General features: G+C 71.2%; 27 protein-coding genes and 1 pseudogene. 10 read left to right on the forward strand and 18 right to left on the reverse strand.

All coding sequences use genetic code 11. The features are described from left to right. Window position 1: 1 nt before the first annotated feature. Genes ACFHWS_RS16725 through ACFHWS_RS16735 form a run of 3 tightly spaced genes read right to left on the reverse strand, consistent with a single transcriptional unit; the run spans window position 2 to window position 3,436 of the window. The gene (locus ACFHWS_RS16725; protein ID WP_416552176.1) at window positions 2-1,174 is read right to left on the reverse strand and encodes a geranylgeranyl reductase family protein; all 1,173 of its coding nucleotides are present in this window, start codon (window positions 1,172-1,174) and stop codon (window positions 2-4) included. A 22-nt stretch (window positions 1,175-1,196) separates the two neighbouring features. Continuing rightward, window positions 1,197-1,568 (reverse strand): hypothetical protein, encoded by a 372-nt coding sequence (locus ACFHWS_RS16730; protein ID WP_416552175.1) that lies wholly within the window; start codon window positions 1,566-1,568, stop codon window positions 1,197-1,199. 20 nt (window positions 1,569-1,588) lie between these two features. Continuing rightward, on the reverse strand, window positions 1,589-3,436 hold the full coding sequence (locus ACFHWS_RS16735) for a phosphoenolpyruvate carboxykinase (GTP) (RefSeq protein WP_416552174.1): 1,848 nt from the start codon (window positions 3,434-3,436) through the stop codon (window positions 1,589-1,591). 351 nt (window positions 3,437-3,787) lie between these two features. Here ACFHWS_RS16735 and ACFHWS_RS16740 point away from each other — a divergent pair, with 351 nt between their 5' ends. From ACFHWS_RS16740 to ACFHWS_RS16750, 3 genes are all read left to right on the forward strand, one after another. Continuing rightward, complete coding sequence (locus ACFHWS_RS16740; protein WP_416552173.1) at window positions 3,788-4,324, forward strand: GtrA family protein; 537 nt, start codon at window positions 3,788-3,790, stop codon at window positions 4,322-4,324. A gap of 67 nt (window positions 4,325-4,391) precedes the next feature. Continuing rightward, window positions 4,392-5,063: a GtrA family protein gene (locus ACFHWS_RS16745; protein WP_416568511.1), complete on the forward strand. Its 672-nt coding sequence runs from the start codon at window positions 4,392-4,394 to the stop codon at window positions 5,061-5,063. A 9-nt stretch (window positions 5,064-5,072) separates the two neighbouring features. Continuing rightward, window positions 5,073-5,570 carry a MaoC/PaaZ C-terminal domain-containing protein gene (locus ACFHWS_RS16750; RefSeq protein WP_278167091.1) on the forward strand — a complete coding sequence of 166 codons (498 nt, stop codon included), beginning with the start codon at window positions 5,073-5,075 and terminating at the stop codon, window positions 5,568-5,570. Window positions 5,571-5,625: 55 nt separating this feature from the next. Here the strand turns inward: ACFHWS_RS16750 and ACFHWS_RS16755 are convergent, their stop codons facing one another. Both ACFHWS_RS16755 and ACFHWS_RS16760 read right to left on the reverse strand, forming a co-directional pair. After that, window positions 5,626-6,222 carry a PH domain-containing protein gene (locus ACFHWS_RS16755; protein ID WP_282233953.1) on the reverse strand — a complete coding sequence of 199 codons (597 nt, stop codon included), beginning with the start codon at window positions 6,220-6,222 and terminating at the stop codon, window positions 5,626-5,628. A 95-nt stretch (window positions 6,223-6,317) separates the two neighbouring features. Next, complete coding sequence (locus tag ACFHWS_RS16760; protein WP_416568512.1) at window positions 6,318-7,220, reverse strand: biotin--[acetyl-CoA-carboxylase] ligase; 903 nt, start codon at window positions 7,218-7,220, stop codon at window positions 6,318-6,320. A 579-nt stretch (window positions 7,221-7,799) separates the two neighbouring features. On the opposite strand from ACFHWS_RS16760, the gene ACFHWS_RS16765 reads away from it, so the two are divergent. Beyond that, entirely contained in the window at window positions 7,800-8,855 is a 1,056-nt protein-coding gene (locus ACFHWS_RS16765; protein ID WP_416568513.1) for a hypothetical protein, read from the forward strand. A gap of 104 nt (window positions 8,856-8,959) precedes the next feature. Here ACFHWS_RS16765 and ACFHWS_RS16770 read toward each other — a convergent pair whose 3' ends face one another. Continuing rightward, on the reverse strand, window positions 8,960-9,508 hold the full coding sequence (locus tag ACFHWS_RS16770) for a hypothetical protein (RefSeq protein ID WP_416552169.1): 549 nt from the start codon (window positions 9,506-9,508) through the stop codon (window positions 8,960-8,962). 154 nt (window positions 9,509-9,662) lie between these two features. Between ACFHWS_RS16770 and ACFHWS_RS16775 the strand changes: the two genes are divergently transcribed. Next, a complete protein-coding gene (locus ACFHWS_RS16775) occupies window positions 9,663-11,255 on the forward strand; it encodes an acyl-CoA carboxylase subunit beta (protein ID WP_416552365.1) in 1,593 nt (530 codons plus the stop codon). A gap of 25 nt (window positions 11,256-11,280) precedes the next feature. Here ACFHWS_RS16775 and ACFHWS_RS16780 read toward each other — a convergent pair whose 3' ends face one another. The 3 genes from ACFHWS_RS16780 to ACFHWS_RS16790 form a co-directional block, all read right to left on the reverse strand. Then, entirely contained in the window at window positions 11,281-12,033 is a 753-nt protein-coding gene (locus ACFHWS_RS16780; RefSeq protein ID WP_416552168.1) for a M50 family metallopeptidase, read from the reverse strand. A gap of 15 nt (window positions 12,034-12,048) precedes the next feature. Next, window positions 12,049-12,294, reverse strand: a complete 246-nt coding sequence (locus tag ACFHWS_RS16785) for a hypothetical protein (protein ID WP_416552167.1) — start codon at window positions 12,292-12,294, stop codon at window positions 12,049-12,051. Window positions 12,295-12,365: 71 nt separating this feature from the next. Continuing rightward, entirely contained in the window at window positions 12,366-14,555 is a 2,190-nt protein-coding gene (locus ACFHWS_RS16790; RefSeq protein ID WP_416552166.1) for a protein kinase domain-containing protein, read from the reverse strand. Between the two features lie 173 nt (window positions 14,556-14,728). Between ACFHWS_RS16790 and ACFHWS_RS16795 the strand changes: the two genes are divergently transcribed. Genes ACFHWS_RS16795 through ACFHWS_RS16805 form a run of 3 tightly spaced genes read left to right on the forward strand, consistent with a single transcriptional unit; the run spans window position 14,729 to window position 16,307 of the window. Then, entirely contained in the window at window positions 14,729-14,950 is a 222-nt protein-coding gene (locus tag ACFHWS_RS16795; RefSeq protein ID WP_416552165.1) for an acyl-CoA carboxylase subunit epsilon, read from the forward strand. A 40-nt stretch (window positions 14,951-14,990) separates the two neighbouring features. Next, window positions 14,991-15,635, forward strand: a complete 645-nt coding sequence (locus ACFHWS_RS16800) for a Maf family protein (RefSeq protein ID WP_416552164.1) — start codon at window positions 14,991-14,993, stop codon at window positions 15,633-15,635. Between the two features lie 18 nt (window positions 15,636-15,653). Continuing rightward, window positions 15,654-16,307 (forward strand): O-methyltransferase, encoded by a 654-nt coding sequence (locus ACFHWS_RS16805; protein WP_416552163.1) that lies wholly within the window; start codon window positions 15,654-15,656, stop codon window positions 16,305-16,307. A gap of 100 nt (window positions 16,308-16,407) precedes the next feature. Here the strand turns inward: ACFHWS_RS16805 and ACFHWS_RS16810 are convergent, their stop codons facing one another. The 3 genes from ACFHWS_RS16810 to ACFHWS_RS16820 form a co-directional block, all read right to left on the reverse strand. Then, window positions 16,408-17,172 (reverse strand): ABC transporter permease, encoded by a 765-nt coding sequence (locus ACFHWS_RS16810; RefSeq protein ID WP_416552162.1) that lies wholly within the window; start codon window positions 17,170-17,172, stop codon window positions 16,408-16,410. Window positions 17,173-17,202: 30 nt separating this feature from the next. Continuing rightward, window positions 17,203-18,162, reverse strand: a complete 960-nt coding sequence (locus ACFHWS_RS16815; protein ID WP_416552161.1) for an ATP-binding cassette domain-containing protein — start codon at window positions 18,160-18,162, stop codon at window positions 17,203-17,205. A gap of 123 nt (window positions 18,163-18,285) precedes the next feature. After that, window positions 18,286-18,933, reverse strand: coding sequence for a PadR family transcriptional regulator (locus tag ACFHWS_RS16820; protein WP_416552160.1), 648 nt, complete (start codon window positions 18,931-18,933; stop codon window positions 18,286-18,288). 107 nt (window positions 18,934-19,040) lie between these two features. On the opposite strand from ACFHWS_RS16820, the gene ACFHWS_RS16825 reads away from it, so the two are divergent. Continuing rightward, window positions 19,041-20,789: an acetyl/propionyl/methylcrotonyl-CoA carboxylase subunit alpha gene (locus ACFHWS_RS16825; protein WP_416552159.1), complete on the forward strand. Its 1,749-nt coding sequence runs from the start codon at window positions 19,041-19,043 to the stop codon at window positions 20,787-20,789. A 39-nt stretch (window positions 20,790-20,828) separates the two neighbouring features. Next, entirely contained in the window at window positions 20,829-22,265 is a 1,437-nt protein-coding gene (locus tag ACFHWS_RS16830) for a GuaB1 family IMP dehydrogenase-related protein (RefSeq protein ID WP_416552158.1), read from the forward strand. 53 nt (window positions 22,266-22,318) lie between these two features. Here the strand turns inward: ACFHWS_RS16830 and ACFHWS_RS16835 are convergent, their stop codons facing one another. The 6 genes and pseudogenes from ACFHWS_RS16835 to ACFHWS_RS16860 all read right to left on the reverse strand — a co-directional run. Continuing rightward, on the reverse strand, window positions 22,319-22,501 hold the full coding sequence (locus ACFHWS_RS16835) for a hypothetical protein (protein WP_416568514.1): 183 nt from the start codon (window positions 22,499-22,501) through the stop codon (window positions 22,319-22,321). A gap of 101 nt (window positions 22,502-22,602) precedes the next feature. Further along, window positions 22,603-23,268 (reverse strand): RNA-guided endonuclease InsQ/TnpB family protein, encoded by a 666-nt coding sequence (locus ACFHWS_RS16840; protein WP_416568515.1) that lies wholly within the window; start codon window positions 23,266-23,268, stop codon window positions 22,603-22,605. An 80-nt stretch (window positions 23,269-23,348) separates the two neighbouring features. Next, the gene (locus tag ACFHWS_RS16845) at window positions 23,349-23,939 is read right to left on the reverse strand and encodes a DUF4276 family protein (protein WP_416568516.1); all 591 of its coding nucleotides are present in this window, start codon (window positions 23,937-23,939) and stop codon (window positions 23,349-23,351) included. Window positions 23,940-23,955: 16 nt separating this feature from the next. Beyond that, entirely contained in the window at window positions 23,956-24,627 is a 672-nt protein-coding gene (locus tag ACFHWS_RS16850) for an AAA family ATPase (protein ID WP_416552154.1), read from the reverse strand. Between the two features lie 169 nt (window positions 24,628-24,796). After that, window positions 24,797-24,958: a hypothetical protein gene (locus tag ACFHWS_RS16855; protein ID WP_416552378.1), complete on the reverse strand. Its 162-nt coding sequence runs from the start codon at window positions 24,956-24,958 to the stop codon at window positions 24,797-24,799. Window positions 24,959-24,992: 34 nt separating this feature from the next. Continuing rightward, window positions 24,993-25,139 (reverse strand): annotated as a pseudogene (locus ACFHWS_RS16860) (DUF2813 domain-containing protein); the annotation flags it as partial. Window positions 25,140-25,413: the final 274 nt, after the last annotated feature.

The following is a 25,413-nucleotide window of genomic DNA, read 5'->3' on the forward strand; positions in this document are numbered from 1 at the left end:
ACTAGCGACCGGTGCGCCGCCGCGCGGTATCGGCCGCCCGGCGGATCGTCAGTTGTGCGGCGAGCCGGCGCACCGTGACCGCGTCCAGCCGGCCGTCGCCGAGACCGAGTTCGACGATGGTGTCGAAGACGCGCCGGTCCCGCGCCGCCGCCGCGACGGCGGCGTCCACCGTCGTCGGCCGCCGGGCCAGCCAGGCGCCGACGGCGCTGTGCCGCAGGTGCCCGCCGAGGCGTCGGCGCAGCGCCTGCCGGTAGCGGCGGGCGGCGAGCGTCGGCGTACCGGCCGCCGCCGCACCGGCCAGCGCACCGGACAGCACCGCGTAGAAGATGCCCTCGCCGGTGAACGGGTTGATCAGCGACAGCGCGTCGCCAGCCAGCACCAGCCGACCCGCACCCACCGGCGGCCGCCGGGTGGACAGCGGTAGATGATGCGCCCGCAGATCGGTGACCTGCGTCAGGTCGGTGCCGGGCAGCAGCGCGCACAGCCGGTCCAGTAGTCGGGCCCGGGTCAACGGTCGGCCGCCCAGCACCTCCCCGTACCCGATGTTCGCCCGCCCGTCACCGATCGGGAAAGCCCAGGCGTACGCCGGCCAACCGGCCGCTGTGGTGACGATCCGCTGTTCGCCGGGTCTGGTGACGGCCCCGACCGACGCGTAGCCGCGAATCGCCAGGGCCAGATGTCCGTCCGGGTTGGCGCCGTGGCCCAACGCCCGGCGTACCACCGATCCCGCGCCGTCCGCGCCGACCACCGCCCGCGCCGCGATCTCGCCGTCGAGCAGCACCAGGTCGTCGCGGACCGTGACCCGCCGTACGGTGTGCCGCCGCAGCCGCGCGCCGACGGCGACCGCGGCGGCGACCAGCCGGGCGTCGAAGACGGCCCGGGGCACCGTGTACGCCGGACGGACCAGCTCGGCGGCGACCTGCCCGCCGTGCGGGGCGACCAGCCGGAGCCGGCCGACCGGGGTGAACCCGTCGACCGGGTCGGGCACGTCCAGCCCGGCCAGCACGTCGAGGGCGTGCGGTGCAATGCCGTCGCCGCACGGCTTGTCGCGGGGAAAGTCGGCCCGGTCCAGCAGCAGGACCCGGGCACCGGCCCGGCGGGCGGCGATCGCGGCGGCGGCACCGGCCGGCCCGGCACCGACCACCGCGACGTCGACGACCGACGTACCGTCCACCTGGACCTCCCGTCAGGCCGGTTCAGTGCCGGCCGCCGTCCGGCCACGCTCGGCACCGACGGTCCCCCGGGCCGGGCTCAGCACTGCCCGCCTCCCGGCCGCACTCGACGCGACCGGCCCGCCACACACCGTAGAAGACCAGCGCCACCGCCACCACCAGCGGCGCGCCGTCGCGGACCAGCCGGGCCGGGTGTCGGGTCAGCGGCGCACCGACCGTCGGGGACCGGTACAGCAGCCACACCACGGCCAGGCAGAGCCCGGCGAGCAGGGCGAACCCGACCACCCCGGGGCAGCGGCGGTACGCCGGAGCGGACCGCCACACCGACGTCGGCAGGCGGGGCACGGCCGGACGGACCGGTCCGGCGCGGCCCGCACCGGGATCGACTGCCGCCACCGGCGCAGGCTATCCAACGGTCAGTCGGCGGCGTCCAACCGGGCCCGCAGCGCGTCCAGCTCCGCCCAGAGCACCCCGGGCAGTTTGTCGCCGAACCGCTCGAACCATTCGGTGATCTGCGGCAGCTCCGCGCGCCACTGCGCCGGGTCGACGGCGAGCGCGGCGGCCACGTCGGCCGGGTCGACGTCCAGGCCGGACAGGTCGAGCGCGTCGACGGTCGGTACGTTGCCGATCGGGGTCTCCACCGCCGTGCCGGTGCCGTCCAGCCGCTCGACGATCCATTTGAGCACCCGGGAGTTCTCCCCGAAGCCGGGCCAGAGGAACCGGCCGTCGTCGTCGCGGCGGAACCAGTTGACGTAGAAGATCCGGGGCAGCTTGGCGGCGTCGCCGTCAGTGCCCTTGCCCATCTCGATCCAGTGCCGGAAGTAGTCCCCGGCGTGGTAGCCGATGAACGGCAGCATCGCCATCGGATCCCGCCGGACCACCCCGACCTTGCCGGCCGCCGCAGCGGTCGTCTCCGAGGAGAGGGTGGCGCCCAGGTAGACGCCGTGCACCCAGTCGCGTGCCTCGGTGACCAGCGGCACCGTGGTACGGCGTCGGCCGCCGAACAGGATCGCGTCGATCGGTACGCCGCGCGGGTCGTGGTACTCGTCGGCCAGGATCGGGCACTGGGTGATCGGGGTGCAGAACCGGCTGTTCGGGTGGGCGGCGTCGGTGCCCCGGTCGGGGTTCCAGTCCTCGCCCCGCCAGTCGGTCAGGTGCGCCGGTGGCTCGCCCATCCCCTCCCACCACACGTCGCGGTCGTCGGTCAGCGCGACGTTGGTGAAGATGGAGTTGCCCCGGTCTAGGGTCCGCATCGCGTTGGCGTTGGTCCGCCAGTCGGTGCCGGGAGCGACGCCGAAGAGCCCGTACTCGGGGTTGACCGCGTACAGCCGGCCGTCGTCGCCGAACCGCATCCAGGCGATGTCGTCGCCGATGGTCTCGACCTTCCAACCGGGGATGGTCGGCTCCAGCATGGCCAAATTGGTCTTGCCGCAGGCGGACGGGAACGCGCCGGCGACGTAGCGGACCCGCCCGTCCGGCGCGGTCAGCTTGAGGATCAGCATGTGCTCGGCCAGCCAGCCCTCGTCGCGGGCCATCACGCTGGCGATCCGCAGCGCGTAGCACTTCTTGCCGAGCAGCGAGTTGCCGCCGTAGCCGGATCCGTACGACCAGATTTCCCGGGTCTGCGGGAAGTGCGAGATGTACTTGGTCTCGTTGGCCGGCCACGGCACGTCTGCCTGCCCCGGCTCCAGCGGTGCGCCGACCGAGTGCAGGGCCGGCACGAACGCGGCGTCGTCGCCCATCGCGGCGAGCACCTCGGCGCCCATCCGGGTCATGATCCGCATCGAGGCGACGACGTACGCGCTGTCGGTGATCTCCACCCCGAACATCGGCTCCGGGGCGTCCAACGGGCCCATGCAGAACGGGACCACGTACATGGTCCGGCCACGCATGCACCCCCGGTACAGCTCGGTCATCACCCGCTTCATCTCGGCGGGATCCACCCAGTTGTTGGTCGGGCCGGCGTCGGCTTCCTCCGGGGAGCAGATGAAGGTACGTTCCTCGACCCGGGCCACGTCGGTCGGGTCGGTGCGGGCCCAGAACGAGTTGGGACGGCGTTCGGCGTCCAGCCGGACCAGGGTGCCGGAGTCGACGAGTTCGTCGGTGAGCCGGTGCCATTCGGCGAGCGAACCGTCGGCCCAGACGACCCGGTCCGGTGTGGTGAGGTTGGCGATCTGCCGGACCCAGTCGAGCAGGCGGGCGTGGCTGGTCGGGGCGGGGCCGGGGACGTTCGACGGTACGGACGCGGTGGCCGTTGCAGTCATGGCGATCTCCTCGTGGTCGGCGCTGACCTCGTTCCTGGAGTGCACGGCACCGGCGGATGGTCGGGCCCACCCGCCGGGATACAAGTCCGGGAGTTGGACTCAGGGTAAACCGATTGATCGTTCAGGGCAGCCGAGGAGCTTGTGAAGAAGTGCACAAGTTGTCGCCCCATGCAATCTGACGAGCTGTTTCTCGCTCTCACGCGCAGTTGTACGCAAGATCTTCCGGCACTCGACCAACCCCAACCTCAGTTACTAATCGTGTTCGCGTCTCGAGTGGCGAACACGTGGCGCGGCCGGAAACTCGGGCGGTGCCGACACCTCGGCGGGCGGGAACCCGCTACGCTCGACCACGTGCCCGTCCACGCCGCCGGCGAGCCGACCGCGCCCGCCTCCAGTCCGGGGTTGATTCGCCGGCTCCGGGACCGGTTCGGTCTGCTGGTCCGCGAGATCGGCAAGTTCGGAGTGGTCGGCGGGATCGCCTTCATCGTCGACATCACCCTGTTCAACATCGCTTCAGGCGTGCTCGGGATGGGCCCGCTCAGCGCGAAGACGCTGTCGACGGTGATCGCTGCCTCGGTGGCCTTCGTGGGCAACCGCTTCTGGACCTGGCGGCACTCGGTCAGGTCCGGGCTGGCCCGCGAGTACGGCCTCTACTTCTTCTTCAACGCCGTGGGACTGGGCATCGGCCTGGCCTGCCTGGGGATCAGTCACTACGGGCTGGGCAGCATCTGGCCGGGGGTGTTCCGGACACTGCTCGCCGACAACATCGCGGCCAACATCGTCGGCGTGGCGGTCGGCACCCTGTTCCGGTTCTGGGCCTACCGCAGGTTCGTGTTCACCGTCGCGGCACCCGCCGTGGTGGCGGCCGCCGCCAGCGACCGTGACTAGCCCCACCCGGTGCCGCCTACCCGCCAGTCAACCCGAACGGCCCGTCGACCTGCCGTATGGTGATCTGATGCGAATACTTCGCCTTCTGCCCGAGCGCTGGCAGAGGTTCATCCGCGAGGCGCTGAAGTTCGGCACCGTCGGTGGCATCAACACCGCGGTCAACTTCGCGGTGTTCAACGCTCTGGCACTGACCGTGCTCGCCGACGGTCAGCTGAAGGCGACTGTCGTCGCCGCGCTGGTGGCGACCACCAGCTCGTACTTCATGAACCGCCACTGGACCTACCGGGACCGGCCGAAGTCGGCCATCCGGCGGGAGTACGTGCTCTTCTTCCTGTTCAACCTCACCGGCCTGGCGATCGAGGTCGGGGTGCTGGGGCTGGCCAAGTACGGCTTCGGCATCAGCGGGCTGCTGGCCCTGAACATCGTCAAGATCATCGGACTGGTGCTCGGCACCATCTTCCGCTTCTGGGCGTACCGCACGTTCGTCTTCCGCCCGGCACCCGCCGCCCACCCGACCACCGAGACCGTGGCCGAAACCGAACCGGCGGCGGGCGACCGGGTCCCGCAGCAGATTCAACGGAACGGACAACCGCCGGCCGGCCAGTCGATGCAGGCCCCGGACAGCCCGGCACCCCTGGCCGACCCGCTCGACGCCGAACTCGCCGCCGAGATCGACGCGAAGATCACCGCCGAACTGGACGCGAAGATCGCCGCGGCGACCCGCCCGGCCAGGCGTTGACCGACGACCGTGCGCTCCGGCACCGGTGCTGACGCCGACCTGTTCTTCGAGGACCTCGCCCCGGGCGGTTCCTTCGACCTCGGCATCACCACCGTGGACGGCGTCGAAATGGTCAGCTTCGCCGAACGCTTCGACCCGCAGTGGTACCATGTCGAGCCGGACCTCGCCCAGGCCAGCCCGTACGGCACCGTGATCGCCAGCGGATTCTTCACCGTCAGCCTGTTCATGCGGGCGTACGTGGACGCGGTGCTGTCCCGGGCCGCCGCCGACACCTCCCCCGGCCTGGAGGAGCTGCGCTGGCTGGCTCCGGTGTACGCCGGTGACCGGCTCGCCGGGAGGCTGGACGTGCTCACCAGGAAGCTGTCCGACGCCCGGCCCGGCCTGGGCACGGTCACCCTGCTGGGGTCGTTGACCCGGCTCGACACCTACGACCGGCCGGAGCGCGAGGTGCTGCGAACCCGGTTCCGTGGCTGGTTCGCGCTACGCGGCGCCGGGCCGACGACCTGACCCGGCTGGCCAGCGGGCCAGGCCGGCTCGGTAGTGCTGGCCAGCCGTCGCCCGGTCAGCGGCCGGGCGAGGCGTTGTCCGGTCGCGTCGGGGCTGCCTGGTCCGGCCCGGTGCGTGCCTCGTCGAGAATTTCCCGCAGCTCGCCGTCGCCCAGGCTGTGCAGATCGTGGTGCGCCTCGACCAGCTCGTAGAGCTGCGTCTGCACCTGACTGACCCCCGGCAGGTCGGGCAGCACGGTCTGCCCGCGTTCACCGGCCGACTCGATGGTCAACGTCCCGCAGCCGAGCAGCCGCTCGCTGAACCGCTGCGTCATGGAGTGGTCGTTGACCCGGTTCAACGGGATGTCCCGGCGCTCCCGGGAGAACACCCCGTGCTGCAGCACCACCCGCTCGTTGGTGAACACGTAGTGCGTACTACGCCAGACCGCGAACGGCCGGACGGCGAACCAGAGCACCGCGACCAGCGCAAGCGCGAGAATCACGTACCACACGACGGTGGCTGCGGTGCTCTCCGGCAGCAGCAGGAACCCGGCCACCACGGCGGCGACCGCCAGCACCGTCACCGCCACCGGCCGGACCAGCGCCTTCCAGTGCGGGTGCAGGTGCAACACGACATGCTCGTCCGCGGTGAGCATGTCTTCGGGAAATGCCACGGCAACCTCCTAGCCCGGGCCGGGCAGGGGACCCGGCCGGCGGTCCGTACACCGGCCGCCGGGGTGACCGTAGCGGTTGACCGCCACCCGTACGGTCAACCGGGCGTACCGTTTCCCGGCGCGTCGCCGGACCGCACATGCGTCACGTCCCCGGCTGCGACCGGCAGATCGCCGCCGGCCGTACGGACCACCAGGCGACCGCCCTCGTCGACCGTGTCGACCAGCCCGGTGTGCGCCGCTCCGGACGGCAACGAGACCCGCACCTGCCGGCCCACCGTCACGCAGTGCCGCAGGTACGCCGCCCGCAGACCGGACGCGACCGGATCACCGCCGGCGGCCCGCCACCGCCCGTACCAGCCGGCCACCCCGCGCAGCACCGCCCGCAGCAACGGGTCCCGGTCCGTCGCCGCCGCTCCGGCCAGCTGCAACGAAGTGGCCCGCAGACCGCTGCCGGGCGGCGGTAGCTCGTCAGCGCGCAACGTCACGTTGAGCCCGATGCCCAGCACCACGGCCGGGCCGGCCACCCCGTCCGGGGCCGCCTCGGCAAGGATCCCGGCGCACTTCGCCTCGTCGATCAACAGATCGTTGGGCCACTTCAGCGTGGCTGGCAACTCGGCCAGCCGGGTGACCGCCTCCGCCAGCGCGACGCCGGCCAGCAGCGGCAACCAGCCGTACCGGGACCCCGGCACCGCCGGCCACGACCGGGCCGGCCGAGCCGCCGCCGGCTGCAGCAGCACGCTGACGGCGAGGCCGGCCCGCGGCGGCGAGGTCCAGCCGCGGCCGAGCCGCCCGCGCCCGGCGTACTGCTGCTCCGCCGTGATCACCAGCCCCTCGGCGGCACCGGCTCGCGCGGCGGCGAGCACGTCCGCGTTGGTGGAGCCGGTCTGCGCCCGGACCTGCACGTCGGTCCACAGGCCGTCGGGGACGACCAGCGCGCGACGCAGCCCACGCTCGTCCAACGGCGGACGGTCCAGATCGGTGTACGGTGAGCCGGCCATCCGCCCACCCTACGGCGGCACCTGGCAGCGCACCGCGTCTGCCACAGAACCAGGCATGCTCCGGGAAGGAGCATCGCGCCGCTGATACAAGGAGTCCAGCCGCCGCCTGGGGTCGTGGCGGAGACCAACGGGATCTCCCTAATTTGTGACGGTCGATTCTTGCGTCACCGATCATTGATCGTTACCTTTTCAGCACGGGGCGTGACTCTGAAACGTTTTAGGTCTCGATGGTCACCAGAGTCACTTGGTACCTGCTCGACTGTCATGCCCCTTCGTCGACCGGATGGATCGGATGGAGAGGCGCAACAAGCGGCAGAAGATGGTCGTCCCGTGCTCGACAGGTCCCCGTCGCGGGTACGACAGCGGGCCACTGCTTGCGATCCGATGGACGCAGCTTGAAGGCACCCGTACCCTATGGGGCATGGAGAGCCGCCCGCTTGACCTACTGCTGTCGATGGCAGGAGTGGCTGGGTGAGCACCTCGGCGATCGCCGGAACCAGCTCGGCTCCACGCGGCGGGCGCCTCCGTCGGTGGCTTTCGCTTCCTGACCGTCGTCCCGTCACGGTAGCGGCAGCGGTCGTGGTCACGGCGGTGCTCGGGGCGTTCGGCGCGGCGACCGGATCCATGCTCGGGGCAGCCACCCTGACCGATCTTCCCAGCGACACCGCGATGGTCGACCTGACCAGACGTGCCAGCGGCGTCGAGGCTCCTTCTGTCGTGCTGCGGCAGACCTCGGCACGAACAGCGGACCGGGTATTCACTGCGGGGACTTTGGACGGCAGGTGGGACGCGTCGCAGGCCCGGCAGCGCTACGCCGCCGCCGGCTGGTCGGTCTCAGAGATCGAGGTCGTACACGACCAGGCAGGCGTGGCGGACCCCGCTGCCTGGACCAGCGACTACATCCCCTCCCGTTACGACCGGTTCACCGCCGAGCATCACGGACTGGTCGTCGCGATCGCCGGCATGTCCGTCGGCGGCAAGACCACGGTCGGGGTGGACGCCTGGGCCGCAGGCTCACCAGTGCTGCGCATCCTGCTGGTCGCAGGCGTGGCGCTCGGGCTGTCCGCCGGATGGCTGCTCGCGGCGGCGGTAGCGCGGCGGATCCACTCGACACACCCCGCGCACCGGATCACCGTGGCTGCGCTGTCCGCCACCACCGTCCTCGTCCTCGCGGCACCCGTCGTCGCCCTGTATGTCAGCCTCGCGCACGCGATACGTCCGCACGCTCATACCGGCGGCCCGCTCCCCGGTGTGCACCACGCGCTGTCGCCCGTCCCGTACTGGACAGCGGCACCGCCGTGGCTTCTTCCCGCCTCCAGCGCCGTCGGCGGGCTGCTCGTCATCGTCACCGTCGTGTTCGCCGCCCGGCCGCAGCCGGCCCGACTCGCCGCAGTCGGCATCCCGACTGGCGGCGTTCGCATCGACGACGACTTCGAGGTGGCGGCGAACATGGTCAAGGACTCGATCGCCGAAGCCCGAACCGATCGCCGCGCCGCCCAGCGGTTGTTGTTCCTGTCCGCCTATCCAGACTGGACACCTGATCCGCTCGACCGGATGCGCGGTCGTCTCATCGACTCGGGCGTGCCCGCCGCCTTCCTCACCACCACCCAGCCATCCGGGCCGCCGCAACCCTGACCCAGGCCCTCTCGCTGAAACGCGGGTCCGGAATCGTGGCTGCTCCGCCGCCTCCCTCCGCAGCGGAGCAGTCTTTCAGGTTGGGCCGGTGTCGCTCCGTCGCGCTACCAGTGGTCGCGCCACTGCGGCACCGGTGCCACGCCGCGGAACGGATGCCCGGTGACGGTCGTACCGACCACCGGCACTGCTACCGGCGGGTCCGACGCGAGGACGGCCGGATCCGACACGGGAACGGCCGGGTCCGAAGGAGGGACGGCCCGGTCCGACGCTCGTACGGGTTGTGCGTACGCGTCCGTAGGCCGGTCGAACCAGTCAAAATCCTCGTCAGCAGCAGCAGCCGGCGGCACAACGACGGGCGGCACGGCGGCCACCGACGGCTCCGGCAGCATGACGGCGGGTCGACCGCCCCGACGTTGACGCGGCACGGTCACGCCGACCGTGTGACGTCCACTGGGCGTCGCCCGGCGACGGAACAGCCCGGTGCGGGTGGCCCGACGTCGCCCCCGCCCGCGCCGGCGCCGATGCGGCGCGGCGTCCAGACTTCCGGCCCTGCGGCTGCCGACGGTGGCCGCCCGCGCCGGCCAGAGCGTCCGCCGCATCACCAGCAGCACCGTCAGACCGGACGCGATCAGCGCGACTCCCAACACTGTCACGTGGTGGTAACGAATCGGACAACAGGCAGGAAACGTCGTCCCGGGGTCGATCGGGCCGGGCCGGGGCCGGGGCGACGACGGCGTGCTGAGGGAAACCGCACACCGTCGGCCCCTGACCGGCGGTCGCGACGTCGATAGCATCCGCGGTGTGGGCGTGACGAGTGAGCAGTCCGGGACCGAGACCGACCTCCACAGCACCGCCGGCAAGCTGGCGGACCTGGAACGCCGGGTCGACGAGGCGGTGCATGCCGGCTCGGCCCGCGCGGTCGAGAAACAGCATGCCCGGGGTAAGAAGACCGCCCGGGAACGGATCGCGATGCTGCTCGACGAGGGTTCCTTCGTCGAGCTGGACGAGCTGGCCCGGCACCGGTCGACCAACTTCGGGTTGGAGCGCACCCGCCCGTACGGCGACGGGGTGGTGACCGGCTACGGCACCGTCGACGGCCGGCAGGTGTGCGTCTTCGCGCAGGACTTCACCGTCTTCGGCGGCTCGCTCGGCGAGGTCTTCGGCGAAAAGATCGTCAAGGTGATGGACCTGGCGATGAAGATCGGCTGCCCGGTGATCGGGATCAACGACTCCGGCGGCGCGCGCATTCAGGAGGGCGTGGTCAGCCTCGGGCTGTACGGCGACATCTTCTTCCGCAACGTCCGCGCCTCCGGCGTCATCCCGCAGATCTCTCTGGTGATGGGGCCGTGCGCGGGCGGCGCGGTGTACTCCCCGGCGGTCACCGACTTCACCATCATGGTTGACCAGACGTCGCACATGTTCATCACCGGCCCGGACGTGATCAAGACGGTCACCGGCGAGGACGTCGGCATGGAGGAACTCGGTGGCGCCCGCACCCACAACGCCACCAGCGGAAACGCCCACTACCTGGCAACCGACGAAGAAGACGCCGTCGACTACGTCAAGGCGCTGCTGGCGTACCTGCCGAGCAACAACCTGGACGAACCGCCGACGTTGCCGACCGAGTCGGAGCCGGCCGTCACCGAGATTGACCATGAGCTGGACACCATCGTCCCCGACTCGGCCAACCACCCGTACGACATGCACCGGGTGGTCGAACACGTCCTGGACGACGGCGAGTTCCTGGAGGTCCAGCCGCTGTACGCGCAGAACATCGTGGTCGGCTTCGGCCGCATCGAGGGCCAACCGGTCGGGGTGGTCGCCAACCAGCCGATGCACTTCGCCGGCTGCCTGGACATCAAGGCCTCGGAGAAGGCCGCCCGGTTCGTCCGCACCTGCGACGCGTTCAACATCCCAGTGCTCACCTTCGTCGACGTGCCCGGTTTCCTGCCCGGCACGGACCAGGAGTGGGACGGCATCATCCGGCGCGGCGCGAAGCTGATCTACGCGTACGCCGAGGCGACCGTCCCCAAGGTCACCGTCATCACCCGCAAGGCGTACGGCGGCGCGTACGACGTGATGGGGTCGAAGCATCTCGGCGCGGACCTGAACTTCGCCTGGCCGACCGCGCAGATCGCGGTGATGGGCGCGCAGGGCGCGGTGAACATCCTCTACCGCGCCGAGTTGGCCGCCGCCGACGACCCGGCGGCGGTGCGGGCGCAGCGGATCGCCGAGTACGAGGAGCGGCTGGCCAACCCGTACGTCGCCGCCGAGCGCGGCTACGTCGACTCGGTCATCGCACCGTCGCAGACCCGGGTGCAGGTGGCGCGCGGACTGCGGATGCTGCGTGGCAAGCGGGAGACCCTGCCGCCGAAGAAGCACGGCAACATCCCGCTCTGACCGGTACCCGTCGCAGCGGTACGGGTCACCCGCCCGGTGGCGTCGGCAGGTCCAGGTCGGCCAGCCACGGGCTGGCGAGCAGCAGTGCTCCGATGAACAGCGCCGCGAGGTTGATCAGGCCGAAGAATCCCACCCAGACCAGGCCGGGCACCCGGGTCAGCCAGGCGAGCTGGTCGGCGTCCGATTCCGGCGAGCGGCCCTGGGCACGCAGCCGCTGCAGCTCACCGACCGGCCGCACCCCGCCGATCAGCAGGAACCACACCCCGGTGTACGCGAACGCGGCTTGCACGTCCGGGCCGGCGAACCACGAGACGACGAAGACCACACCGCCGGTGACCAGGATGGACACGATCCCGAAGAGGTTGCGGATCATCACCAACATGGCGAGCAGCAGCGCCACGGCGATCCAGAGCAGCAGGGTGATCCGGTTGCCGCCGAGCAGCAGGGCACCGGCCAGCCCGACCAACGACGGCGCGACGTAGCCCGCCAGCAGGGTGAGGATCATGCCCAGCCCGGTCGGCCGGCCAGCGGACAGGGTCAGCCCGGAGGTGTCCGAGTGCAGCCGGATCCCCTTGAGCTTGCGGCCGGTGAGCAGGGCGATCAACGCGTGCCCGCCTTCGTGGGCGATGGTGATCGCGTTGCGGCCGATCCGCCAGGGCAGCCGGGTGAGCACCGCGGCCAGCGCGACGGCGGCGGTGATGAGCACGAGCAGTGGCGGCGGGTCGGTCTGGGCCCCGAAGAGGCGGTCCCAGATTTCTGTCAGCCCGGTGATCGACACAGCCAGCGAGCCTACTCACCGCTCGTTGCGCCCACCAGACCACCGTCCGCCGGCAGGCAGGACCCTAGCTTCGGCGCTGGCTCGCTCACTGACGGTCACGCGGTACGCGGCCACAGCGGCGATCGTCACGGCTGTGCCGCCGGACAGCACCAGCAGTACGGGTATCAGACCGACGCTGGCGACCAGCAGGGCCACGTCGGCCAGGGCCACCAGCATCCACAGTGCAACGCTCGGCTTGGCGATCCGTCGACGGTTGACCATGTCGCACCCCTCCTTCCGTCGCGCTCCGGTTGTACCCGGAAGATCGGAAGTTCATGCGGGTGAGTCGTGGCTCAGCTTCCGGCGGGCTGGAACCTGCTCGCCATCAGCTCGAAGTAGACCAGGTCCTGCTGCCAGCGTTCGGCCGTGGTCGACCAGTAGATGGAGTACGCCTTGTCCGGTGCGGTGACGAACCCCCGGTTGCGCACCTGCAGTCGGTTGCCCTGGTTGCTGGTGTAGCGGAACTCCCAGTCGGCGGCGTCGAGGAAATAGTCGACGGCCTCGATCCGTACCCGCTCGTAGTTGTTGTAGGTGCCCCGCCGCGCCTGCTCCTGGTTCTGCCAGTCGGCAACCGGATCCGGCTTCGGGTTGTCGGTCTGGTCGATGATGATCAGCCGGCCGAGCTGACCGTTCTCCCGAAACTCCACCCGGGTTCGTTCGCGGCTGACCGACCAGCCTTCCGGCACCGGCACCGAGAACCCGGTCTGGTCCTCGTGCAACCGCCAGCCGTCGGGCAACGGCGACTGTGGGTCCGACGGCTGGGGCGACTCATCGCTCTGCGGCGGCACCGCCGGCACCTCGGGCGACGTGTCGGCCGCCGGCGAGCTCGGCTCGACACTCGGTTCGGCACTCGGCGCGCCGGAGGTAGGGGCCGGGGCCGACGGCGTGGCCGAGGCGGCTGGACCGGCGGCAAGCCGTCCGTCGGGCTCGTCCTCGTCGCCGGCGGCCAGCAGCACGACGGTCACCAGCAACGCCAGTACGACGACACCGGCCGCACCGCTGATCAGCCAGGTACGCGGCAGCTCGGTCACGGACCGGACAGCCCGCGCGGCGCGGTCGAACAGCAGGGCCGGCGCGGACCAGTTTCGCGGGTCCGACGCGCTGGCGGCCGGCACCGGCTCGGGTTGTTCCTGGACCGGTGGCCGCTCGGCGGGCTCGGCGACCGTCGGCTGCTTCGTCACCGCCGGCTGCTCTGCTGCCTTGGCCGGCTCGGCGGCCGGCGACTGCCCGGCCGTCTTACCGTCCGGCGCAGTCTCCTTGCGGCCCGGCACCACCTGGGTGCGTTCTGCCTGGGGCAGCACGGTGGCTTCCGACGGCGGCTCACCGGATTTGGTCGGCAACACACTCGTCTCGGCTGCGCCCGCAGCTGCGGGCGTCGCGCCGGCGGGTTGGCCGGTCGGCGGCACCGCCCTGGTCGGGTCCGCCGAGTTGGTCGGGCGGGTGACCGGCGAGCCGTACTTGGCCGGGCCGGGTACCACCGGCAACGCGGTCGGCAACGGGGCCACCGGCGGCGACACCGGCGGCGACGGGACCGGGGTGCGTGGCGCCCCGCCGCGCGGACCGGGCACGATCCCCGACCGGGACTCGCCGGGGCGGACCTCCCGGCTGCCGTACGGGCTGGGTCGGCGTACCCCGTCGAGCAGTGAGCGACCGCGACGCGGACCGCGACCTGCGGCGCGGGTCAGCAGCCGCTCCGCCTCGTCGGCCTTCATCCGGGTGTACGGGTCCTTGCGCAGCAGCCCGGCCAGCACCGGCTTGAGTGGACCGGCCCGGCGGGCGGGCGGCGGCGGCTCGGTGGCCAGCGCGGACAGCGTCGCGATGGCGGTCTGCCGGGCGTACGGCGACTGCCCCTCGACGGCCGCGTACAGCGTCGCACCGAGCGACCACAGGTCGCCTTCCGGCCCGGCGCTGCCGGTACGGGCCCGCTCCGGGGCGATGTACGCCGGTGAGCCCAGCACCAGCCCGGTACGGGTGACGTTGGGGTCGCCCGGCACGGTGGCCAGGCCGAAGTCGGTGAGCACCACCCGGCCGTCGTGGCCTAGCAGTACGTTGCCGGGCTTGACATCCCGGTGCATCACCCCGGACAGGTGGGCGGACCGGAGCGCGCCGAGCACGCCGAGACCGATCTCCGCAGCCCGGGTCGCCGGGACCGGGCCGTTCTGGGCGAGCACGTCCTGCAGCGACCGGGACGGCACGTACTCCATCACGATCCACGGGTCGCCGTCGGTGCGCAGCACGTCGAAGACGCGTACCACGTTGATGTGGTTGAGTCGGGCAATCGCCCGCGCCTCGCGCAGCGAGCGCTCCCGCATCTCGCGGCGTTCCTGGTCGGTGAGGCCCGGTGGCGGCACCAGCTCCTTGATCGCCACATCCCGGTGCAGCACCTCGTCGCGGGCCTTCCAGACCCGGCCCATGCCGCCCTGACCGAGCGGCTCGACCAGCCGGTAACGGTCTGCAACTAGTTGCGGGGGCACAGCGGACATCCAAATGACCGTACCCGGAAGGTTTGGGTGCCACACGATCGGCACGCGGCCGGTGTGAGCCGCGCGTCATATGGTACCGGGATGGCAACCTGACGCCGACGGTAGCGCGCCAGTAATGATCACCACTCGCCGGCCGGTCGCCGGCCGGCCTGGCCGGCACGTACGCTCGGCCGATGAGTGAGGCGGAGCCGGCCTGGCGGGTCGTCCGGGGCACCCCGACCCCCGAGGAGTTGGCGGCGCTGGTGGGCGTGATCGTCTCCCGTACCCGTCCGGTTTCCGACAGTGGCGCCGATCGGCCGGCGCCGTCGCAGTGGGCCCGCAGCGCCCGACCCAAGCCGGGTTTCCCCGGCCGGCTCGGTCCGGACGCCTGGCGGGCCAGCGCCCTGCCCCACTGATCATCGGTACCGGGTGCTGCGGCCGGTAGCCTGACCACCCGTGGCTACCTCCCTGCGTCCGCGTCTGGTGCTCGCCTCGGCGAGCCCGGCCCGGCACAAACTGCTGCAGGCCGCCGGAATCACCCCGCAGGTGCTGGTGAGCGGCGTCGACGAGGAGTCGGTGACGCTGGACCGGGCCGACGAGTTGTGTCTGGAGCTGGCCCGGCGCAAAATGGCCGCCGTCGCCGATCGGCTCCGGCCGGACCTCGCCGACGACGGCACCGACCTGCTGGTCCTCGGCTGCGACTCGGTGCTCGACTTCGACGGGGAGATCCTCGGCAAGCCGGCCGACGCCGCCGACGCGACCGCGCGGTGGCGGCGGATGCGCGGGCGGTCCGGGGTGTTGTACACCGGCCACGCGCTGACCAGCCTGGCCACCGGCGGGTGGGCCGGCGCCGCCGCCGCGACCGTGGTGCACTTCGCCGAGGTCACCGACGACGAGGTCGCCGCTTACGTGGCTACCGGCGAGCCGCTGCAGGTGGCCGGATCGTTCACCATCGACGGGTTGGGCGGGCCGTTCCTGGAACGGATCGAAGGGGACCACGGCACGGTGGTGGGGTTGTCACTGCCGGTGCTGCGCCGGCTGGTCACCGAGGTCGGCTATCGGATCACGGATCTGTGGGGCGAGCCCGACACCGGCCGGTAGTCGGACTACCGTCTGCCCATGACCACCAAGACCTTGCCGATGACCGACGCCCTGCAGGCGTACGTCATCGCCCACGGCACCCCGCCGGACGAGATCGTCAGTGACCTCATCGCCGAGACCGCCAGCGCGCTGCCGGAGAACGCGCAGATGCAGGTCGCGCCGGAGCAGGCGGCGCTGATGACCCTGCTGACCCGGCTGGTGAACGCTCGCCGGGCGGTGGAGGTCGGCACCTTCACCGGGCTGTCCGCGCTGGCCATCGCCCGTGGTCTACCGGCGGACGGGCAGTTGATCTGCCTGGACGTGTCGGAGGAGTTCACCGCTGTGGCCCGGCGCTACTGGCAGCGGGCCGGGGTCGACGGCCGGATCGACCTGCGGATCGGTCCGGCGGCCGACTCGCTGCGGGCGTTGCCGGGCGAGCCCCACCTCGACCTGGCATTCATCGACGCCGACAAGATCAGCTACCCGGTCTACTGGGGTGAGCTGGTGCCCCGGATGCGGCCCGGCGGGCTGATCGTGATCGACAACGTGCTGCGGCACGGTCGGGTGCTGGCCCCGCAGAGCGAAGAGGACGAGGCGATGGTCGCCTTCAACAAGCAGGTCACCGCCGACGACCGGGTGGACGTGGTGATGCTGGCGATCGCCGACGGGCTGACCCTGGCCCGGCGCAGGTGACAGCGGGCCGGCCGGTCCGACGATAGCCTGGAGCGGCTGCCCTCTGTGCCGTTGCCGTGCGCAGAGGGCAGCCCCGTGCCCGGCTACCGAAGATCGGGGACTACCGGACGCTGCGGGCGAAGGCGCGGGCCGCCCAGGTGACCGCGAGGCTGGCCAGCGCCGAGGTGATCAGCAGACCCTGCCAGACCGCGTCGTCGCCGAGATTGCCGGCGAACAGCGCCCGGGTGCCGTCGACCGCCCAGGAGAACGGGTTCCACTGCGCCACCCGCTGCAGCCACAGCGGCGCGAAGGCCAGCGGCAGCAGGATGCCGGAGAGCAGCAGCACCGGCTGGGCCACCGTGTTCATCAGCGGGGCGAGCGCGTCCTCGCTGCGGACCAGCAACGCCACGCCGTACGATACCGCCGAGGTCATCAGCGCGATCAGGGCGAGCAGCAGGTACGCCAGCAGCAGGTTACCCAGCTGCACGGTGAGCCCGAACGGGATCGCCAGCACCGTGATGATCACCGCCTGCATCAGCAGCGAGATCACGTCCCGCAGGCTGCGGCCGAGCAGCAGGGCGAGCCGGCTGACCGGGGTGACCCGGGACCGCTCGATCACCCCGGCGCGCAGCTCGGCGATCAGGCCGAAGCCCTGGAACAGACCGCCGAAGATGGCCAGCAGCACCAGCAGGCCGGGTACGAAGATTCGGTAGATCTCCGCGTCGCTACTCGCCCCCATCGGGGCCAGCGCCGGCTTGAGCAGCGGGGCGAACAGCACCAGATACATGATCGGCTGAAACACCCCGACGAAGATCCAGACGGGGTTGCGGATCAGCAGCAACGCCTGCCGCTGGAAGATCAGCCAGGTGTCGCGGGCGAATTTCATCGTACGGTCTCCGTCATCGAGGCGGCCGGCTCAGGACTCGCGCAGCGAGCGGCCGGTCTTGGTGAGGAACACGTCGTCCAGGCTGGGCCGGTGCAGCTCGATCGAGCCCAGCTCCAGGCCGGCGCCGTCCAGGGTGCGCAGGATCTGCGGGATGGCGGTGGCGCCGTCGTCGACGAAGAGCCGTACGCCGCCGTCGTCGGGGGTCTCCAGCTTGCTGACGTACGGCTGGCTGTCGAGCAGTTGCGCGGCGGCGGCCGACTCGTCCGGGCGCAGCCCGACGGTCACCACTTCGCCGGCGACCTCGCGCTTGAGCGCGGCCGGGGTGCCCTCGGTGACGATCTCGCCGTGGTCCATGATCGCTATCCGGTCGCAGAGCGCGTCCGCCTCGTCGAGGTAGTGGGTGGTGATGAAGACGGTCATGCCTTCGGCACGCAACCGGCGGATCTCGTCCCACATGTGTGCCCGGCTCTGCGGGTCCAGCCCGGTGGTCGGCTCGTCGAGGAAGACCACCTTCGGTTCGTGGATGATGCCCAGCGCGATCTCGACCCGCCGTCGCTGACCACCGGAGTAGGTCTTGCACTTGCGGTCGGCGTACTCGGTCAGCTGAAAGGCGGCGAGCGCCCGGGTGGCCCGACGTTGCGCCTCGGACTTGCCGATGCCGTACATCCGGGCGTGCATCACCAACTCCTCGCGGCCGGTGACCTCGTCCCAGGTACTGCCGCCCTGGGCGACGTAGCCGATCCGTCGGCGCACCTCGCCTGGGTCGCGCAGCAGGTCGGCGCCGGCGATGACGGCCTCCCCGCCGTCGGGCTCGATCAGCGTGGCGAGCATCCGCAGCGTGGTCGTCTTACCGGCACCGTTCGGTCCGAGGAAGCCAAAGATCTCCCCCTCCTCGACCAGCATGTCGACGCCACGGACCGCGTCAACGGTTTTGGCGCCGCGCCCCTGTCGGGAGCGGAACGACTTCCGCAGCCCCTTGGTCTCGATCATGAAGCTTTCTCCTGCTCGGCTCGCCGGGCCGGCCGGCCGCCGGCCGCTCTCCCCCGTGGGCATGCCGGGCCGCCCAGCTCCCCACGCTGCGTCTGGCACGCTAGACCCCGGCGATCGGGATAGTCAACGTTGATTATTGCTGGGTGATCTGGCCGACTCCCGGTCGGCGGCGTCCAGGTCAGCCTGCCACCCCGCCCAGGTGCCGTCAGCTGGCTCCTCCGCCGGGTGATACGACGCCCCGGACTCAATCAGCCCGGCGATCCGGTCACACCACGCGATCTCCCCGTCGACCCGGGCGACGGTCAGCTCCAGCATCCAGCCGACATACGACGGTTTCTGCCGCAACCATCCTGCGGCCAAGTCGTCACGGGCCACCGCGTTGCCGGCCCGCAGCATCGCGGCTCGACCCCGCAACGCCGCGACCGCCTCCGCGCGGGACAGCGCCGGCAGAAAGGCGAATGCGCTGAGGAACGGATCGGCCGACGGCCGACAGTCGCGCCAGTGCTGCCGCAGCAACGAGTCGAACTCGTCGACCCCGGTGGGGGTGATCTCGTAACTGGTCCGGGCCGGCCGGGCACCCACCTGGGCGGTGCCTACCTGGCGGAGCAGCCCTTCCTCGGCGAGCTTGCGCAACGCGTGATATATCGACCCCGGTGCGATGTTGGCCCAGCTGTCCGCCCGCCAACTGAGCAGCTCACGTCGCACGTCGTAGCCGTGCACCGGTTGCATCCATTTGACCAGACCGAGAATCATCATTCGGGTGGCAGACACATCCGGGAGCCTAATCGCCAGTGTGTCATCCCACGCTGAGCGCCGGTTCAGTTGATCAAGCCGGCCGTTAGACTCCGGCTTGATCCGTGAGCAAAGGAGAACAGGGCGTGCGCAAAGTTCTCGTCGCAAACCGGGGCGAAATCGCGGTCCGGGTGATCCGCGCCTGCCGGGACGCCGGGCTGGCCAGCGTCGCCGTGTACGCCGGCCCGGACCGCTCGGCGGTGCACGCCGGGCTGGCCGACGAGGCGTACGCCCTCGGCGGGGAGACCGCCGCCGACACGTACCTGCGGATCGACAAGCTGCTCGACGTCGCCACCCGGTCCGGCGCCGACGCCGTCCACCCCGGCTACGGGTTCCTCTCCGAGAACGCCGACTTCGCCGCCGCGGTCATCGGCGCCGGCCTGACCTGGATCGGGCCGAGCCCGCAGGCGATCCGCGACCTCGGCGACAAGGTCACCGCCCGGCACATCGCCCAGCGCGCCGGCGCGCCGCTGGTGCCCGGCACCGCCGACCCGGTCGCCAGCCCGGACGAGGTGACCGCCTTCGCCGAGCAGTACGGCCTGCCGGTCGCGATCAAGGCCGCGTTCGGCGGCGGCGGGCGCGGGCTGAAGGTTGCCCGCGAGATGGCCGAGATCGCCGACCTGTTCGAGTCGGCGACCCGTGAGGCGGTCGCCGCGTTCGGTCGCGGCGAGTGCTTCGTCGAGCGCTACCTGGACCGGCCCCGGCACGTCGAGGCGCAGGTGCTCGCCGACCAGCACGGCAACGTGATCGTGGTCGGCACCCGGGACTGCTCGCTGCAGCGCCGCCACCAGAAACTCGTCGAGGAGGCACCGGCGCCGTTCCTCACCGACGCCCAGCGCGCCGAGATCCACGCCAGCGCAAAGGCGATCTGCCGGGAGGCCGGCTACCACGGTGCCGGCACCGTCGAGTACCTGGTCGGCGTCGACGGCACCATCTCCTTCCTGGAGGTCAACACCCGGCTGCAGGTCGAACACCCGGTCACCGAGGAGACCGCCGGCATCGACCTGGTCCGCGAACAGTTCCGGATCGCCGCCGGCGAGCGGCTGCGGTTCACTGACGACCCGACGCCGCGCGGGCACTCCATCGAGTTCCGGATCAACGGCGAGGACCCGGGCCGCAACTTCCTGCCCGCGCCCGGTGTCATCACCGCGTTGCGGCTGCCCACCGGCCCCGGCGTACGGGTGGACGCCGGCGTCACCGCCGGCGACGTGGTCAGCGGCAACTTCGACTCGCTGCTGGCCAAGCTGATCGTCACCGGCGAGACCCGCGCCGAGGCGCTGGACCGCGCCCGGCGGGCACTGGACGAGATGGTTGCCGACGGGATGGCCACCGCCCTGCCGTTCCACCGCCTGGTGGTCCGCGACCCGGCCTTCACCAGCGAACCGTTCACCGTGCACACCCGGTGGATCGAAACTGAGTTCGACAACACCGTGCCGGCCTTCACCGCACCGGCGGCGGCCCCCGACGCCCCCGAACCCCGCGAGACCGTCGTGGTCGAGGTCGGCGGCAAGCGGCTGGAGGTCAGCCTGCCCGCCGGCTTCGGCAGCGGTACGCCGACCGCGCCGGTCTTGGCCCGAAAGTCGGCCCGCCGCCGGGGCGGCGCCAGCACGGCGGCGGCCAGCGGTGACGCCCTGGTGTCGCCGATGCAGGGCACCATCATCAAGATCGCGATCACCGACGGCGATCAGGTCGCCGAGGGCGACCTGATCGTGGTGCTGGAGGCGATGAAGATGGAACAGCCGATCAACGCGCCCAAGGCCGGTACGGTCAGCGGCCTGTCCGCCGAGGTCGGTGCCGTGGTCAGCGCCGGTGCCACGATCTGCTCGATCAGCTGACAGACGCATGTCGGCCCGCCGGGCGGGCATGATGGCCGGGTGCGGTTCACTTCCGACGTGCCCGGCGCGCACGAGCTCACCTACAACGACGTCTTCCTGGTGCCCAACCGCTCCGACGTGGCGTCCCGCCTCGACGTCGACCTGGCCACCACCGACGGCACCGGCACCACCGTCCCGATCGTCGCCGCCAACATGACCGCGGTGGCCGGCCGGCGGATGGCCGAGACCGTCGCCCGGCGGGGCGGCCTGGCGGTGATCCCGCAGGACATCCCGATCGAGGTGATCGCCGAGGTGGTCGCCTGGGTCAAGCGACGGCACCTGGTGCACGACACGGCGCTGACCCTGGCTCCCACCGACACCGTCGGCGACGCCATCCACCTGCTGCCCAAGCGGTCCCACGGCGCGGTGATCGTCGTCGAGGCCGGGCGTCCGGTCGGCATCGTCACCGAGTCCGACTGCGCCGGCGTCGACCGCTTCGCCCAGCTGCGCGACGTGATGTCACGCGAGCCGCTGACCGTGCCGGAGACCACCGACCCGCGTACCGGATTCGACCTGATGGCGCAGGGTCGGCGGCGGGCCGCGCCGGTGGTCGACGACGCCGGCCGGCTGATCGGGGTGCTGACCCGGGCCGGCGCGCTGCGCGCCACCCTGTACCGGCCGGCGGTCGACGCCGGCGGCCGGCTGCGGGTGGCCGCCGCCGTCGGCATCAACGGCGACGTCACCGGCAAGGCCACCGCGCTGCTCGCCGCCGGAGTGGACACCATCGTGGTGGACACCGCGCACGGCCATCAGGAACGGATGCTGGCCGCGGTCCGCGCGGTGCGCAAACTGGACCCGACAGTGCCGGTGGTGGCCGGCAACGTGGTCACCGCCACCGGGGTCGACGACCTGATCGACGCCGGTGCCGACATCGTCAAGGTCGGTGTCGGGCCGGGCGCGATGTGCACCACCCGGATGATGACCGGGGTCGGCCGTCCGCAATTTTCCGCCGTGCTGGAATGCGCGTCGGCGGCCCGCCGACGCGGGCGGCACGTCTGGGCCGACGGCGGGGTGCGCCACCCCCGCGACGTGGCGCTCGCCCTAGCCGCCGGAGCGGCCAACGTGATGATCGGGTCCTGGTTCGCCGGCACCTACGAGTCGCCCGGCGACATCTACACCGACCCGGACGGCCGACGCTACAAGGAAAGCTTCGGCATGGCGTCCGCCCGGGCGGTCAGCGCCCGCACCGCCGACGACAGCCCGTTCGAGCGGGCCCGCAAGGCGGTCTTCGAAGAAGGGATCTCGTCGGCGCGGATGTTCCTCGACCCGGCCCGACCCGGCGTCGAGGACCTGATCGACGAGATCGTCGCCGGGGTACGCAGTGCCTGCACCTACGTCGGGGCCGCGACCCTGGCCGAGTTCCACGACCGGGCGGTCGTCGGGGTGCAGAGCACCGCCGGCTACACCGAAGGCTTGCCGGTGGCCGGCAGCTGGTGAGCGAAGCCCGGTCGGTGCGCGAAGTCCAGTCGGTCGGTGCGCAAGGTCGCGGTTCAGCGCAGCCGGGTGATCGCCACCTCGACGCCCTGGCCGGTGTTCGCCGGGCCGGCGTACACCCCTTTGAGTGGTGGCACGTCGCCGTACTCCCGGCCCCGGCCGACCGCCACGTGCCGTTCGCCGACCGGGATCCCGTTGGTCGGGTCGAACGCCGTCCACCGGCCGGCCCACCACTCCACCCAGGCGTGGCTCTGCCCGACGACCCGCTCGCCGGTCGCCGCGTCCGGGCTGGGGTGCAGTTGACGTCCTCCTCTTCCTGGAGGAAGTGGATTCCGGTCTGCTACACCCCCGAAGGGGTGAACTCCCGGTGGGTTACCGCTTCTCGGCGCGGTGCCGGCACGGGTGCCGGTCTTACCTGCGCTCCACGGTCGTTGAAGTCCGCCCGTCCGGCGGCCTTGATGTTGCGTGCGGCGTTGACGTCCCGGTCGTGAACGGCCCCGCAGGGACAGAACCACGACCTGACGTCGAGCGCCATCCTGTCGTTGACCCGGCCACACACCGAGCACATCCGGGTCGACGGAAACCACCGCTCCACCCGGCCGAACCTGCGCCCGTACCGCGCGGCCTCGTACTCCAACATGGTCGTGAACCGCGCCCAGCCGGCGTCGTGCACCGACCTGGCCAGCCTTGTACGACCCAACCCGGCAACAGCGAGGTCCTCGACGTACACCGCTTGGTTGTCACGGATCAACGTCGTGGACAGCTTGTGCTGCCAGTCCCGGCGGGTATCGGCCACCCGGGAGTGCGCCCGAGCAACCCTGACGACGGCCTTCCTGCGCCGGTTCGACCCCTTCTGCTTGCGAGACAGTGCCTGCTGCAGGCGCTTCAACTCGCGGGCGGCCCGCCGCAGAAAATCGTTGACGGACTCGATGTCGGCATCATCGCCAAGATCCAGGGGCAGTTGCTCGTCAAGCTGGTGCTGGACGCTGAGCTGACCGATGAGCATCTCGACAGTCTGCTCCTGGAGGGCCTAGCAGCTCGTTCATCAGTCTGACGGCTGACCCGGCTCGCCCGTCGCAAGCGCGGTCAGCCGAGCAGCCCGGTCAGGTCGCGCCAGAGCTTGTCGAACGACGGGGAGTGCTCACGGGCCATCGCAAGGTCGAAGACGGCGGCCAGCGCCGCCTGGTCGCTCGCCGGCTTGTAGGCGCGGCCGTCGACCCGGTTGGCGCTCAGCCAGCCCTTGCAGTCCCGAGGCACCTCCGGGTCGGCCGGCCGGTGCAGCGGATCCGCCAGCCCACGCTGGCCGGCCAGCGACGGCGCTGCAGCAAGGAACCACGCCTCGAACTCCCGGTTGGCGATCACGGCGGCGGTGTTCACGTCCGACCTGCTCCGGCGTGCCCGCTCGACGAGCGCCGGGCCGAGCTTCTCGGGGCAGTCATCGTCGGCGTCGACCACCATCAGGATGCCGGCGGATGTTCCGACCTGCTCGACCAGGGTGGCGACCGCGGTCTCCACTCCCCCGGCGCGTAGGAGCGTGCCCCGAGGCACCCGATGCGAGCGCGGCGAGTCGACGTACAGCTGGGGGTCGATCTGTTGCGCCAACCGGCGCAGCAGCACCGGCATCGCAGCGACCTCACCCTGACCCTCGACCACGGTGGCGATGCGGACCAGGGTCATGCGCCTCGCTCCTTCGTCAATGTTTCGGCGCTGGATAGCCCACCTGAGCGGGCAACATTTGCCCGCTGCGGTGCAATTCGCTAAGGGTCATCAGCTCTTTGTCCACGATGGTGCGGCCAGCGGCGTCGATCTCTCCGACGTACGTTACGCCGTCCACGTTGGCGACCGCACGAACGTGTTCCAGCTTCACGTATTCGTTGTCCAGCAACTCAGAACTCTGGCTGGTGACGATCACCTGGGTGCGCTGCGCGGCATCGTCCAACGCCTCGTACATCGCCCCCACCCCGGCCGGGTGCAACGCGGTCTCCGGCTCCTCGATGCCGATCAACGGGATCCGTCCGGCGAACGCCGCCGGCTGGAACAACGCCGTCAGCACCCCGGCTGCGAGCAGCGTCCCCTCGGACAGCGACTCCCGCAGGAACACCTCCTCGCCGTCACCGGCCGTCCCGGCCCGGAAGCGAACCTGCACCGTCGAGTAGCGCCCCTCGACCCGCTCGTCGACCCCGAGCGCGTTCGGCACCAGCGCCCCGAGGTAGCTGTCCAGCCGTTCCTTACCGACTGGGTCCTCCCGACCCAGCTCACCCAGCACCGATCCGAGGAAGTGGCCGGTCGTGCCGAGCTGCCCACCGGGCAGCAGCTGTTTGCCCAACGCCCGCAACGCGGTCGAGTCCAGTTCGTAGAAGGCCATCGCCCGCAGCCTGATCTCCAGGATCGCCCTCGCGGATCACCGACGCCGGCAGCCGCAACCGCATGGTGCGGGCCGTACCCGGGTCCAGCGGCAACCGCAGCTCGCCGTCCGCAAGCCTGATCGTCGCTGCCTCACCCCGCACGAGCAGAGGCAACTCACCCAACGGGTCCTACGCGACCTCGAAGCCGTACGTCGCCGGGATCGGCGCCTGCCCGGCCTGCCGGGGCGGCAACGCCAGGTCGAGCCGTACCTCGAACGACTCCATGGTGCCGCCCGGTCCCCGGTGCAGCAGCGCGCCGAGCCCGCCCCGGTCGGCCACCGCCTGCGGCACCCGAGCCGGTCAACGGATCCGCCACAAACCGCAGTACGTCGAGGAAGTTCGACTTTCCAGACGCGTTGAATCCCAGCAGTACGGTCAGCGGCCCGAGCGCCACGTCGCAGCCGGCGATCGACCGGAAGCCCCGCACCCGCACCCGACGGACGAACGGCACTGTCGGGTCAGGCCCATTCATCAGCGGCCCCCTTCGTCACTCCGCCGCCAGCCCAACCGTAGGAGCGTGTCGTTGCCACCCGCCCCGCGCCTGACCCTACCAGCGCGCCGTTTGGCAACGGGAGAGCAATCGCCTTTTGATCCCGTGAACAGACCCTGGCCACGCCCCGTCTTTGAAGGTTTTGAACTGTCTGGGCATTGGCGAACAACGACACCCGTGCTCTCATTTCAGCAGACGGGGCCCGAGCGCTCTGTCCGGCCATTGTCGTTCTGCAGAATCAGCTCCGCGCTGTTTC

Source organism: Micromonospora sp. LOL_013 (assembly GCF_048060315.1).
Taxonomy (GTDB): Bacteria; Actinomycetota; Actinomycetes; order Mycobacteriales; family Micromonosporaceae; genus Micromonospora_E.